The sequence below is a fragment of the Halodesulfurarchaeum formicicum genome, from assembly GCF_001886955.1.
Taxonomy (GTDB): domain Archaea; phylum Halobacteriota; class Halobacteria; order Halobacteriales; family Halobacteriaceae; genus Halodesulfurarchaeum; species Halodesulfurarchaeum formicicum.
This window is the reverse complement of sequence record NZ_CP016804.1, coordinates 542066-554131: the sequence shown is the minus strand read 5'-3', so window position 1 is coordinate 554131 and position 12066 is coordinate 542066. Positions and strand designations below refer to the sequence as shown.

18 protein-coding genes and 1 tRNA gene are annotated in these 12066 nt (G+C 65.2%); 10 read left to right on the top strand and 9 right to left on the bottom strand.

What is annotated here, in order from left to right:
• Nucleotides 1-35: 35 nt before the first annotated feature.
• On the top strand, nt 36-761 hold the full coding sequence (locus HSR6_RS02875) for a ribosome assembly factor SBDS (protein WP_070364532.1): 726 nt from the start codon (nt 36-38) through the stop codon (nt 759-761).
• Between the two features lie 3 nt (nt 762-764).
• Here the strand turns inward: HSR6_RS02875 and HSR6_RS02870 are convergent, their stop codons facing one another.
• The gene (locus HSR6_RS02870; RefSeq protein WP_070364531.1) at nt 765-1085 is read right to left on the bottom strand and encodes an FUN14 domain-containing protein; all 321 of its coding nucleotides are present in this window, start codon (nt 1083-1085) and stop codon (nt 765-767) included.
• Between the two features lie 81 nt (nt 1086-1166).
• Between HSR6_RS02870 and hflX the strand changes: the two genes are divergently transcribed.
• Nucleotides 1167-2468 carry a GTPase HflX gene (gene hflX, locus HSR6_RS02865; RefSeq protein ID WP_070364530.1) on the top strand — a complete coding sequence of 434 codons (1302 nt, stop codon included), beginning with the start codon at nt 1167-1169 and terminating at the stop codon, nt 2466-2468.
• Here the strand turns inward: hflX and moaC are convergent, their stop codons facing one another.
• The 3 genes from moaC to HSR6_RS02850 are packed head-to-tail and all read right to left on the bottom strand — an operon-like array spanning nt 2469 to nt 5293.
• Nucleotides 2469-2954, bottom strand: coding sequence for a cyclic pyranopterin monophosphate synthase MoaC (moaC, locus tag HSR6_RS02860; RefSeq protein ID WP_071932745.1), 486 nt, complete (start codon nt 2952-2954; stop codon nt 2469-2471).
• Nucleotides 2951-4384 carry an NAD(P)H-hydrate dehydratase gene (locus tag HSR6_RS02855; protein ID WP_199399070.1) on the bottom strand — a complete coding sequence of 478 codons (1434 nt, stop codon included), beginning with the start codon at nt 4382-4384 and terminating at the stop codon, nt 2951-2953. Before HSR6_RS02855 ends, moaC begins: the two co-directional genes overlap by 4 nt.
• 45 nt (nt 4385-4429) lie before the next feature.
• Complete coding sequence (locus HSR6_RS02850; protein WP_071932744.1) at nt 4430-5293, bottom strand: DNA-3-methyladenine glycosylase family protein; 864 nt, start codon at nt 5291-5293, stop codon at nt 4430-4432.
• 86 nt (nt 5294-5379) lie between these two features.
• Here HSR6_RS02850 and HSR6_RS02845 point away from each other — a divergent pair, with 86 nt between their 5' ends.
• Entirely contained in the window at nt 5380-5820 is a 441-nt protein-coding gene (locus tag HSR6_RS02845) for a DUF555 domain-containing protein (protein ID WP_070364527.1), read from the top strand.
• Between the two features lie 75 nt (nt 5821-5895).
• On the opposite strand, the gene HSR6_RS02840 is transcribed toward HSR6_RS02845, so the two are convergent.
• Nucleotides 5896-6138, bottom strand: a complete 243-nt coding sequence (locus HSR6_RS02840; RefSeq protein ID WP_070364526.1) for a UPF0058 family protein — start codon at nt 6136-6138, stop codon at nt 5896-5898.
• Between the two features lie 128 nt (nt 6139-6266).
• On the opposite strand from HSR6_RS02840, the gene HSR6_RS02835 reads away from it, so the two are divergent.
• Entirely contained in the window at nt 6267-6665 is a 399-nt protein-coding gene (locus HSR6_RS02835; RefSeq protein ID WP_070364525.1) for a translation initiation factor IF-2 subunit beta, read from the top strand.
• Between the two features lie 6 nt (nt 6666-6671).
• Here the strand turns inward: HSR6_RS02835 and HSR6_RS02830 are convergent, their stop codons facing one another.
• The 3 genes from HSR6_RS02830 to HSR6_RS02820 are packed head-to-tail and all read right to left on the bottom strand — an operon-like array spanning nt 6672 to nt 7336.
• Entirely contained in the window at nt 6672-6854 is a 183-nt protein-coding gene (locus tag HSR6_RS02830) for a DUF7836 family putative zinc-binding protein (RefSeq protein ID WP_070364524.1), read from the bottom strand.
• A 40-nt stretch (nt 6855-6894) separates the two neighbouring features.
• The gene (locus HSR6_RS02825; RefSeq protein ID WP_070364523.1) at nt 6895-7161 is read right to left on the bottom strand and encodes an elongation factor 1-beta; all 267 of its coding nucleotides are present in this window, start codon (nt 7159-7161) and stop codon (nt 6895-6897) included.
• 1 nt (nt 7162) lies between these two features.
• A complete protein-coding gene (locus tag HSR6_RS02820) occupies nt 7163-7336 on the bottom strand; it encodes an HVO_2753 family zinc finger protein (RefSeq protein WP_070364522.1) in 174 nt (57 codons plus the stop codon).
• Nucleotides 7337-7435: 99 nt separating this feature from the next.
• On the opposite strand from HSR6_RS02820, the gene HSR6_RS02815 reads away from it, so the two are divergent.
• Genes HSR6_RS02815 through HSR6_RS02795 form a run of 5 tightly spaced genes read left to right on the top strand, consistent with a single transcriptional unit; the run spans nt 7436 to nt 11187 of the window.
• On the top strand, nt 7436-8266 hold the full coding sequence (locus HSR6_RS02815) for an NOP5/NOP56 family protein (RefSeq protein ID WP_071932743.1): 831 nt from the start codon (nt 7436-7438) through the stop codon (nt 8264-8266).
• The gene (locus HSR6_RS02810; protein ID WP_070364520.1) at nt 8263-8907 is read left to right on the top strand and encodes a fibrillarin-like rRNA/tRNA 2'-O-methyltransferase; all 645 of its coding nucleotides are present in this window, start codon (nt 8263-8265) and stop codon (nt 8905-8907) included. Before HSR6_RS02815 ends, HSR6_RS02810 begins: the two co-directional genes overlap by 4 nt.
• Nucleotides 8908-8952: 45 nt before the next feature.
• The gene (locus HSR6_RS02805) at nt 8953-10035 is read left to right on the top strand and encodes a glutamate--cysteine ligase (protein ID WP_071932742.1); all 1083 of its coding nucleotides are present in this window, start codon (nt 8953-8955) and stop codon (nt 10033-10035) included.
• A 34-nt stretch (nt 10036-10069) separates the two neighbouring features.
• A complete protein-coding gene (locus HSR6_RS02800) occupies nt 10070-10651 on the top strand; it encodes a winged helix-turn-helix transcriptional regulator (RefSeq protein WP_071932741.1) in 582 nt (193 codons plus the stop codon).
• Between the two features lie 44 nt (nt 10652-10695).
• The gene (locus tag HSR6_RS02795) at nt 10696-11187 is read left to right on the top strand and encodes a phosphopantetheine adenylyltransferase (RefSeq protein WP_070364518.1); all 492 of its coding nucleotides are present in this window, start codon (nt 10696-10698) and stop codon (nt 11185-11187) included.
• Here HSR6_RS02795 and HSR6_RS02790 read toward each other — a convergent pair whose 3' ends face one another.
• Nucleotides 11188-11496, bottom strand: a complete 309-nt coding sequence (locus tag HSR6_RS02790; RefSeq protein ID WP_071932740.1) for a transcription initiation factor IIB family protein — start codon at nt 11494-11496, stop codon at nt 11188-11190. It abuts the gene before it with no gap.
• Between the two features lie 88 nt (nt 11497-11584).
• Here HSR6_RS02790 and HSR6_RS02785 point away from each other — a divergent pair.
• Nucleotides 11585-11667, top strand: a tRNA-Leu gene (locus HSR6_RS02785).
• Nucleotides 11668-12066 lie beyond the last annotated feature (399 nt).

The window sequence follows — 12066 nt, the reverse complement described above, 5'->3', positions numbered from 1 at the left end:
CTACATTTTTCACGCTCCACGCCGTAGCGCAGGCCATGATATCACTTGACGATGCAGTGACGGCGCGGCTCGAGTCCCACGGGGCGCGCTTCGAGGTCCTCGTCGATCCGGACGCGGCCCTCGCGATCAAACGTGGGGAGTTCGATGGGGACCTGGAGGACGTGATCGCGGCCCGGGACGTCTTCGAGAACGCCTCGCGAGGCGATCGACCGGCCGAATCGGACGTCGAGAAAGTCTTTGACACCACGGATCCGATGGAGATCATCCCGCAGGTGATCGAGCGCGGGGAGATCCAGATCACCGCCGAACAGCGCCGGAAGATGCTCGAACGCAAGCGCCGCGAACTCATCGACCGGATCGCGCGCAACGCCGTGAACCCACAGATGGACGACGCCCCGCACCCCCCGGATCGAATCGAGAACGCCCTGGAGGAGGCCGGGTTCGACGTCGACCCGATGGAGCGGGTCGAGTCACAGGTCGAGGACGCTCTCGATGCGTTGCGACCCGTGATCCCGATCCGGTTCGACGAGGTAACCATGGCCGTCCAGGTCCCACCGGACTATGCCGGGAGCGCCCAGGCCCAGATCCGGCAGTTCGGAGACCTAGAACGGGAGGAGTGGCAGGCGGATGGCTCCTGGATCGGGGTCCTGACCTTCCCGGCAGGGCTGCAAAACGACTTCTACGATCTGGTCAACGAGCACACGAGCGGCGAGGCGGAGGTCCAGATCATCCGGGACGAAGACGAGATCGCCCGCCGCTGAAAACTATCCTTTCTTGAAGCCGACGAGGAAGCCCCCGGTGAAGCCGGCCCCAACGGAGAGCGTCGAGAGGAACGTGTTCACCCAGGGCGGCGGGGTCTCCATCGAGGCGGTCTGTGTCAGATCCAGGAGCCCGCCCGTGAGGCGGTCCCAGTCCACGGTCAAGATGCCCCGCGATTCGAGGAACTTGAACAGCGCGAGTTCGAGGCCCACGATGACCGCGATCACCTTCGCGATCTTCTTGAAGGCAAACCCGATAATCGCGCCGATCACGGCCCCGCTACCGAATTCGAGGCCGAGTTGTGTCGGGTCCAGTTCGAGCGCCATACCCCTCGTTGGGCCGTTCTCCGGTAAGTCCTTTGTGCCCCGCATGGCCCTTAAGTGATCTCGGCCCCTACAGAGCGGCGAGTGACGGAACCCGACCGGGCGATCATCGCGAAGCGAGTCAGGGACGGCCAGCCGGACACGGCCGAGATCAGACAGCTTGCCGCCGCAGCCGGCTACGAGGTCGTCGGCGAGTGCACACAGCGTCGCGAACCGGACCCGGCCCTGCAACTCGGGGCCGGGAAGGTCGAGGAACTCACCGAGCAGGTCGAGGCGACCGGTGCCCGGACGGTGATCTTCGACAACCGACTTGGCCCCTATCAAGTGTACAACCTCGGGAACGAACTTCCGGAGGGCGTGACGGTCAAGGACCGGTTCCGGCTGATACTGGATATCTTCGGACAGCGGGCCCAGACCCGGAAAGCCCAGCTCCAGGTCGAACTCGCGGAACTGCGCTATGAACTTCCACGAGCCGAGGCCAAGACCAGCCTCGCCAAACGTGAGGAGCGACCCGGGTTCATGGGCCTGGGCGAGTACGACGAGAGCCGCGAGCAGGACATCAAATCCCGGATCAGCCGGATCCGGGACGAACTCGAACGGATCGAGGAGACCGAGCAGGACCGGCGGGAAAAGCGCCGGGAGTCCGGGTTCGACCTGGTCGCCCTGGCAGGCTACACGAACGCCGGGAAGTCGACCTTGATGCAGGCCCTGGCCGAGGACCTGGAAGTCGGGGAGAACGAGTCGATCCACCCCGACCTCGATCCGACGGCCGAGCGCGAGGATCGGCTGTTCACTACCCTCGGGACGACGACTCGGCGACTCGATCTCGAACGGCGGGACGCCCTGCTCACTGACACAGTCGGATTCATCAGCGATTTACCCCACTGGCTGGTCGAGTCCTTCAAGTCGACCCTGGAATCGGTCTACCGGGCGGATCTCGTGCTGCTCGTCGTGGACGTGAGCGAGCCGATCGCGGAGATCCGCGAGAAGCTCATGACCAGTCACGACACGCTCTACGAGCGCAACGAAGCGCCGATCGTGACGGTGCTCAACAAGATCGACCGAATCGACGACGCTGAGCTGGAGGAAAAACGGGCGGCACTGCGTGCGCTGGCCCCGAATCCGGTTGCGGTGAGCGCGAAAGCGGAGACGAACCTGGAGGAGTTACGGGCGCGCATCCACGAGGAACTGCCCGACCGCAAGCGCGAACGGCTGGTCCTCCCGATGACCGAGGACACGATGAGCGTGGTCTCCTGGGTTCACGACAACGCCTTCGTCGAGGACGTGGAGTACCGTGATTCGGAGGTCATCGTGGACTTTCTGGCCCGACCGGCGGTCGTCGAACAGACACGTGCCAAGGCGAGTGACCTGGCGGCGGACGCCTGATCAATCGAGCGCCCGTTTTTCCTTCTCGACGACCCGGACGTCGCCGATAGCCGTGTCCGGATACTGCCCGTCGGCGTCTTTCTCGGCGGCCTTCACCATGTCCCAGATCACGTCGAGGCCGGTCGTCGTGCCCTGGAGGGCCTCCATCTCGCAGCCAGTTTTCCCCGTCGTCTCGACGGCCACGGTGAGCGTGATCGTCTCTCGTGCCACGTCAAAGTCGGTCTCGACGTTCGTGATCGGGATCTGATGGCACATCGGAATCGTCTCCCAGGTGTGTTTGACGGCCTGGATCGCCCCGACACGAGCCGTAGCCAGGACGTTCCCCTTGCCCACCGAATCGGCCTGAATCGCGTCGATCGTCGAGGGCTGGAGGTGGATCGTCCCACGAGCGACAGCCCGCCTGGCGGTGTCCGGTTTGTCCCCCACGTCGACCATCTGGGCCTCGCCCTCGGCGGTAGTATGGGTCAGTTCGTCCTCGTCGCTCATGCCTGTTCACCCCCGAGTGCCGACGGCAAGGTCCCAAGGAGATCGGAGGCGAGGAGCCCCCCGTTCCGTGACTCAGCCGCGAGGTCGCCAGCCATCCCGGTCAGGTAGGCCGCGACCGCCGCGGCCGGCACCGGATCGAGCGTGGCGAAGGTAGCCCCCGTGACCCCAGCGAGCACGTCGCCAGTTCCGCCCACGGTCATGCCGGGGTTGCCCGTCCGGTTGATGCGCGTGCGATCGCCGTCAGTGATCACGTCGTGGGGGCCCTTGAGGAGCAGCGTCTGGCCCAGATCCGCAGCGACCCGGCCAGCCGACGTAGCCCAGCCGTCACGATCATCAGCGGACTCGCCGCCCAGCCCCTCGAACTCGCCACGGTGGGGAGTCAGGATCAGAGACGCGTCAGTCTCGACGGCCGAAACCACGCTGATCGCGTCCGCGTCGACGACCGCTTTGCCCTCGTAGGCCTCCAGAAGTTGTCCCACGGCTTCACGGGTTGGATCGGCCGCCCCCAGACCCGGGCCGAGGATCAAGACGTCCTGGTCGGCTGCGGCCTCCAGGATCGTCGAGACGTGCGTGGGCTCGATCCGAGCGCCTGGAAGCCCGCGAACGATCAGATCCTCGCTGAAGCCCTGGACCTGATCGGCAACCGGTTCAGGCGTGAGAACCGTCGCGAGGTCAGCCCCGGCCCGGAGCGCGGCCTGAGCGGCAAGTGCCGGTGCGCCCGTGTACGGGCCCCCGCCGACCACCAGCACTCGGCCGAAGTCGCCCTTGTGAGCGTCCGTGGGGCGGGTCAGTCGCTGCAGGTCTCCCGGCCCAGTGAATCGCTCGGCGGCGGGTGGAATCCCGATGTTCGCAACAGTCACGTTCTCGTGGTCTGCCAGCCCGGGTTTCGTGTCGTGGAACGTGATGATCTGGTCCGCGACGACCGAAACGCCTGGTCGCTCACCCGTATCCACGTCCATCCCGGAGGGGACGTCGACCGAGATGACCGTCGCCTCGGTGTCGTTGATGGCCTGGATCGCCGTGCGCTCCGGCTCTCGGGGGGTGCCGGAGACCCCGGTCCCGAGCACGCCATCGATGATCACCTCGGGCTCACCGATCGAGAGGGCACTCGCGTCTCGAATGACGTTCGTCGCCACCTCGGCGGACTGGAGGGCGTCGTACTTCTCCCGAGTGACCGCACTCCGGATGCGGTCCGGATGGCCCAGGAGGTGAACCGTCGGGTTCAGATCGGCGAGAAAGCGGGCCGCCGTGAGTGCGTCCCCGCCGTTGTTACCCCGACCGGCGAGAACCGCGATCTCGGGGGTGTCCAGATCCAAGTCCCGGACCGCTCGCGCCACCGCGTTGCCGGCCGACTCCATGAGGTTCGTCTCGCGAACGCCCAGGGCCACGGCGTTGCGGTCGACGATCGCCATCTCGGTGCTGTCGATCATGTCCCGTGGTACACGGTCGACCCCACTAAAGGAAGTGGTCGGCGGCTACGGGTCCCCGCTCGTCCGGAGGTGGGTGAACAGATAGGTCTGGGCGTACCCCGGATTCGGGCCCAGTCGATCACGGATCGCTCGCGAGGTCGACTCGTAGGAGTTCCCTGCCGCGTCCGGGAAGTGTTCCTCGATCGCGGTGTTGATCCAGGTGTCCAGGGGAACCGGCTCGTCGAAGTCCATCGCGAACAGCAGGACACAGTCCGCGACTTTCGGGCCCACGCCCACCAACTGGGTGAGCGCTGCTCTCGCTTCCTCGTACGGACTGGCAGCGATCTCATCGAGGGCGACTTCGTCGTCCCGGAGCATCTCGGCGGTCGCTTCGATGTAGGGGGCTCGATAGCCCAGTCCCAGATCACGTAACTCGGCTTCGCCCGCCCGCGCCAGCGCTGACGGCGTCGGGAACGCGTGAACGGTCGTGTCCCGCCAGGCGATCGGTTCGCCGAAGCCCTCTCTGAGGGCAGTGACGTTCTCGTGGATCCGGTCGACCCGCATCTGGGCCGAGAGGATGAAAGAGAAAATCGTGGGCACTACCGGCGCGTCGACCACTCGGAGCCCGGGATATCGGGTCGTGGCCGCTTCGAGCACCGGGTGATCGGGAAAGGCGGACTGGATCGCCGGGAGGTCGTCGTCCAGACCGAGGCGACGGCGGAGGATCCCGGCGGCATCGGTCGTCGATCGCCAGGTGAGACCGCCCGTTTCTTCTCGTACTTCGATCACCTCCGTCCCGGCCACGGTCCGAAACCAGGTACCGTCGGCGGACTCGACCCGTCGCCAGAGGAAGGTCTGCCCACTCTCCAGAATGATCTGCAGGTCGACCGGCCCACGGACGGCCGCCGCATCGATGTGCCCGGATTCCATCGACAGACCTGGGCGTTTGCCCCCGGAAAGGCTGTCGGTTCGGGGCCAATCTATTTTTACCACGGGCGTGCTATGCCAACATACCCATGGATTGTAGGGTCGTTGTCGAGGCCGCGGTTCCGGTGTACGACGTAGAAACGCCCGACGAGGCCGTCCGGATCGCGATCTCGAAGACGGGCGAGATGCTGAATCCCGACCTCAACTACGTGGAGATCGACATGGGGGAGCGGACCTGCCCCCACTGCGGGGAGGAGCTGGAGCCGGCCTTCGTCGCCGCCGACGAGAGCCTGGTCGCCCTCGAACTCGAAATGACGGTCTTCAACGTCGAGCGAACCGAACACGCCTCGCGGATCGCCCGGAAAGAGATCGGGCAGCGCCTGGAGAACATCCCCCTGGAAGTCCTGGAGGTCGAGGTCATCGAGGACGACGAGGACGAGGCGGCGGAGGAAGCGGAGTCGGCCGAGGAAACCGAATCGGACGCAGAAGAGGACGTACTACCGGAGTTCGACGAACTCATCGAGGGCTGAACCCGGCGATTTTCCTCCTCGTAGACCCGTCGCTGACTGGCGCTTGCTTCGCGGGTCGCGGGTCGGTGAGAACAGTTAGTCGGCCTTGGCCGTCACGGTCTCTTCTGCACTCTCGGCCTCGTCCATAGTGCCGGTGATGCCCTTCGCGAGTGCAAAAACAGCCGATTTGTGATCAGTTTTCGATTTGTGGATCGAAGTCGGTCGGACGCCCTTGGATTCGTATTCGGAAAGTTCCAGTTCTCGTGTGGATACTCGCTCGTAGTAATTCCCGACCTCGGCGAGGAGTCCATGCAGGTGGATGAGCTCCTGTTTTTTCATGTGCACCCTATCGTAACGAGTACAGGGTTATAGTATTACTCTGAGGAGAGTTACCAAGCCTTGTACCCCTGGATTCCCGGGACAGGCGGCCTGAAAGGCTTTTAGGGGGCCCGCCCGCTTGCAACGATATGGACTACGACGAGCAACTCGAACGAGCCCTCGAGGCAAAACCCGACATCGCGGCAAAGGAGAGTCGCTTCGAGGTTCCGGATCCGAAGCTCCGAACGGAGGGAAACGTCACGGTCTTCGAGAACTTCCAGGCCCTGCTGGACCGGCTCGATCGGGAGGACGAACACGTCCTCAAGTTCCTGCAAGACGAACTCGGCACGGCCGCACAGATCGATGAACGGGGCCGCGCACGGCTGACCGGGGAGTTCAACGAATCACGCGTACAGGCCGTGATCGACGAGTATGTCGATCAGTACGTCATCTGCCCGGAGTGTGGGCTTCCCGACACGCATCTGACCCACGAGCAGGGAGCGGAACTGCTGGAGTGTGACGCCTGTGGCGCCCGCTCCTCGGTCTAAAATCGGCTACGCGAGTTTCTTGAGGTTCTGTAGATCGCGTTCTGTCCGCATGAACTCGGCCGTCCGGCGGGTCGCATGACAGTTCGGACAGCTAAAGTTCGCTTCCGGAGCCGGGAGTTCACTCGGCGTCGCTTCCCAGGCCTTCTGGCACTCCGGACAGACCAACTGGACGTAGGCCTCGTGTGGCATGCACCCACACAGTGGAGGGCCGGGGAGAAAAGCTTGCTGCCTAGATCCGGCCGACTTCCTCGACGGCGACCGACTCGACGCCTTCGACGGTCCGGAAGGCCTCCTCGACGGCCTCGGTCCCGCCAGCGTCGTCGGGGACGATGACCGTGGGGTAGAGCGCGACGAGGCCGAAGGCGACCTCCTCCTGGTCCACGTCGTTGATCTTCGCGCCTTCCGGCAGCGAACTCTCCAGTCGCTCCGTGAGTACGTCCAGGTCCAGTTCCGGACTCTGGGGCATCACCTTGATGACGGCGGCGACTTTCCCCATGTTATGGCCCCCGGAAACCGCACTCGGGACACTCATAGAGGTTGCTCTGCTTGCGACAGGTGGCACACCGATAGATCTGGTGACCACACTCCGGACACTTGAAGGCCGCCGCGTTGGTCCCGGAGATGTTGATCCCACAGGAGACACATCGGCGGGCCCGGTCGGTCTCACTCATGATCGATACGTGTCTCTACCTGTCCCGTGCGGTTTAACCGTTGTCTTTCGACCGCCGCCCGACCGTCCCACTTAACCCGGCTGCCCGGGAAGCAGGCCCATGGAAGAGGCGTGGTTCGCGGAACTGGACGAGGACCCCGCGAGCGCCACCCGGGCCATTCGATCGGGACGCGCACAGAAACCCAGAGACTGGCCGGCGCTGGCAGTCGAATCGGGGTTCGCCCCCGACAAGTCGGGGTACTACGAATCGCTCCACGAGGCCACCGTCGCGGCCGCCCGCGAGGCAGTGAGTGAGCGGGAGCAGGCCGACGACCAGCAACTCGTCCACGCGGTCCGAGCGATGGACGACCTCACCGAAGTCAAAAACGAGCTCGCCGAACGGGCCGCGGAGTGGGCCGGCAGTCAGTTCAGCGAGTCGCGGGAAGGGCTTGACTACGTGCTCGAAGTCGCCGCGAGGGAGCCAGATGGGCCGGTCGAGGCGGAAGTCGTGGCGTTTGCCGAGTCAGTTCGGGATCTCGAACAGCGACGACAGGCCCTTCGGTCGTTCGTCGAGACACTGGCCCCCGCAGTGGCCCCGAACCTCTCGAATCTCGCCGAGCCGTTCCTCGCGGCCCGATTGATCGCCCTGGCCGGCGGCCTCGAAACACTCGCGAAGAAGCCAAGCGGCACCGTCCAGGTACTCGGGGCCGAGGACGCCCTGTTCGCCCACCTGGAGGGGCACGCCCCGTCACCCAAACACGGGATCATCTTCACGCACGAGTACGTGCGCGGGACCCGCCCCGAAAAGCGCGGCTCGGCGGCCCGCGCTCTGGCCGGAAAGCTGTCCATCGCCGCCCGCATCGATCACTATCGCGGTGAACTGCATCCGGAGCTCAAAGCGGACCTCGAGGAGCGAATCGCGACGATCCGCGCGGGAGGGGCTGAGCAATGAGTTTGCCAGACGGCGTCCAGCGCCGCGAATTCAACGGTGAGATGGCACTCGCGACCCGTGGCGAGCCGGTCTACGGCGAGCCGACGGCGGACGGGTGGCGACGCTGGGATCCCCACCGCTCGAAGCTCGGGGCGATGCTCGAGTTGGGGCTCGACACCGGGTTCGAGGCAGGGGATGGAGTCCTCTATCTCGGCGCGGCGAGTGGCACGACCGTGAGCCACGTCGCTGACGTGGCCGGGCCGACCTACGCCGTCGAGTTCGCACCCCGACCGGTCAGGGACCTCCTCACGGTCTGTGAGAGCCGGCCGAATCTCTTCCCGCTGCTTGCGGACGCGCGGCAGCCAGCGTCCTACGGCCACGTGGTGGAGGCGAACCTGGACGTGATCGTCCAGGACGTCGCGACGACCGGCCAGGCCACAGTCGCACTCGAGAACGCGCGCTTTCTCGCGCCGGACGGCCGCCTGCTGCTCTCGATCAAGGCCCGCAGCGAAGACGTCACCCGCGAGCCGAGTGCCGTATTCGAGGAGGCACTGGAGACGCTCGAATCGAGTTACGAAGTGCTTGGAACCCGCAAACTCGACCCGTTCCACGAGGACCATCTCGCGGTCGTCGCGACGCCACGAGCACCCCCGGCTGAATAACCGACTTCAGGAACTATTTACGTCGACCACCCTTCGATTCCCGCGATGGCGAACGGGTCCGGAACCGTCTTCGACGAGATGGGAACCCTCGGCGTCGAGGAGGAATACTTCGTCGTCGACAGCGACGGCGTTCCAGTCGCGGGGTCGGACGAGTTGGTCTACGAGAACGACGCGCCGCCACCGATCACGGGCGACGTCGATCACGAACTCTTCAAGTTCGTGCTGGAGACCCGCACCCGGAAACTCGATGGTCCCGAGGCCGCGCCAGGGGCGGTCCGGACCGTCCGTGAAACCCTCCAGGAGTACGCGGCCGAACATGGCTTCCAGATCGCGGCGGCGGGGGTCCATCCCGCGGCCGACTGGCAACTCCACGAGCACGCCGAAAAGCCGCGGTATCGGGCCCAACTCGATCGCATCCAGTATCCACAGCATCGCAACACGACCGCGGGGCTGCACGTTCACGTCGGCGTGGACGACCCCGAGAAGGCGGTCTGGATCACGAACGAGATCCGGCGCTATCTCCCGATTTTTCTGGCCCTCTCCGCGAACTCGCCGTTCTGGAACGGCTTTGACACCGGACTCTGCTCGGCCCGAGCCAAAATCTTCGAGAACCTGCCGAACACCGGGATGCCGACGGCCTTCGAGGACTTTGCGGCCTTCGAACGCTTCGAATCCCGGATGCTCGAGACGGACTCGATCCGGGACTCGGGGGAACTCTGGTACGATGTCCGGCCCCACACCGGCATCGGGACAGTCGAGATCCGGATCCCGGACGCCCAGGATCGCGTTGGCCACGTGGATGCCTTCGTAGAATACGCCCACGCACTCGTCCTGGATCTCGCAGCGCGATACGAGGACGGTGAGTCCTCACAGGCGTTGCGCTGGGAACTCCTCGACGAGAACAAGTGGCGAGCCCTGCGATACGGCCAGGAGACGGATCTCATCCAGCCGGACGGGTCGACGCTGTCCCTGGCGGAGATCGTCGACCGGGAGGCCGACCGCCTGGGAATCGACGGGATCAAACGCGTGTTCGAGGCCGAAAGTGGGGCGACCCGCCAGCGTCGGATCCTGGAGGAGTCAGGCCCCGAAGCGCTTCGCGAGGCGCTCCTCATCGAGCCGAGGGTTTAAACGGCCTCGTCACTTGTGTCCTCGTAGAGAGGACATGACAGACGAAGACACAGAAGACACCACGGAAGCGGAGGCCACGGACGTAGCGGGCGAGCCGGTCGAGGTGACGACCGGAGCGGACGCCGAGGAGACTGCAGACGAGGAAGCGACCGAAGCGGACGCGACCGGCCGGGGCGCACGGGAGCGCCTGGAGGAAAGCGCCGACCGGGCGGTCGACGAACTCGACACCAAGGTCATCGACATCCTCTCCTGGGTCCTCGACACCGAGACCCGGGGCCGGATCTACGTCTACCTGCGACAGCACCCCTGGAGCACCAGCGAGGAGGTCGCGGAGGGCACTGGCCTGTACCCGAGTACGGTGCGGGAAGCGCTGGCCGAACTCGCCGAGGAGGACATCGTGGAGCGACAGAAACGCGAGAGCGAGAGGGCCGGGAACAACCCCTACGAGTACAAGTCCATCGCGCCCAGCGACCTCGTGGGCTCGGTCGTCGGCCGCGTGCAGGAGGAGTTGAACACCATCTTCAACATGGATCAGGTGCTCGATTCGGCGGAAACTGAAACCACCGAGCCGGTGCAGATCGAGGTCCACGACGAGTCCGAGGAAGACGAGGACTGAGCCGAAACCCAACCTCTAAACGCGCGGGCACCCTCCGACGGAGTATGGACGTGGCGCTGGGGGGAACGTTCGATCCCATCCACGACGGGCACCGTCGCCTTTTTCGTCGCGGATTCGAACTCGGTGACCTGACTGTCGGCTTGACCAGCGACGACCTGGCCCCCGAGACGCGTCACGAACCCCGATACGTGCGACCTTTCGAGGAGCGGCAGGCGAAACTGCGTGGGGAACTGGCCGAGATGGCCGCCACCTACGATCGGGAGTTTGCAGTTCGAAAGCTCACCGAGCCCACGGGCATCGCCGTCGAGCCGCCGTTCGAGGCGCTGGTCGTCACGCCGGAGACCCAGGCCGGTGGCGAGCGCATCAATCGCATTCGACGGGAGCGCGGGCTCGACCCCCTGGAGATCGTCGTGGTCGAGCGGCTGCTGGCGGACGACGGGGAGATCATTTCGAGCACGCGAATCGTTCGCGGGGAGATCGACGAGCACGGCCACGTCACGGAGGGGCCGGAGAACGAGCGCTCGGCCGTCCGCTGATCACCAGGACGGCGGCTCGAAGCCCGCGTCCCGGAGCAACTCCCGCCACTGTTGCTGAATCGTGAGCCGAGCGACATCTCCGGCGTCAGCGACGGCGGTCTGGGACCGTTGATCGCCAGCGATGAGCGAGCCGGCATAGAGGCTCGCGGCGCGGAGCCCGGGTTTGGAGCGGTCCGGGGCCGGGAGTTGGGAGAGGTAGAGTTCACGGGCCGCCGATCGGGCCTGGGAGTCGAGTTCGAGTCGGTCTGCGACCTGCTCCAGGGCCGCGAGATTGGCTTCTTCGGCCCGTTCGGTCCCGGCCCGGTACATAGAGAAACGCAGTCGGGGCAGGGAGTTAACGGTGTTGCCAGGTGACTCGTGAGTCTTATTGTGAGCGGGGTCGAAAGTCGGTTGCAGAGCGCGGGTAGCCAAGTGGTCAACGGCGCAGCGCTTAGGACGCTGTGGGGTAGCCCTCCGCAGGTTCGAATCCTGTCCCGCGCAGTGCGAGGTCGAACGAAGTGAGACCTCGGGTGGCGAACGGGGAGGAACGACCCGTGAGCAGTGAGCGAGCGTAGCGAGCGAACGAGCAGGACAGGTTCGAGCCCTGGAAACCGAGCGAAGCGAGGTTTCCTTTGGTTCGAATCCTGTCCCGCGCATTTTCAGCGACTCTCACTTCGCAGCGACCAGCTTGCTGTGTCGCTGCGATGAGATCACGGTCGGAAATGCGGTCGCCGGATTCGAGCCCTGGAAGACGAGCGAGGTACGAGCGAGTCTTCCTTTGGTTCGAATCCTTTCCCGCGCAGTGAGCGAAGGGCAGCGGAGCCGCCCGCAGTGAACGAGCAGGCACGGATTCGAAGCAGGGAGGAGCTTTGCTCCGACCGTGGTTCGAATCCTGTCCCA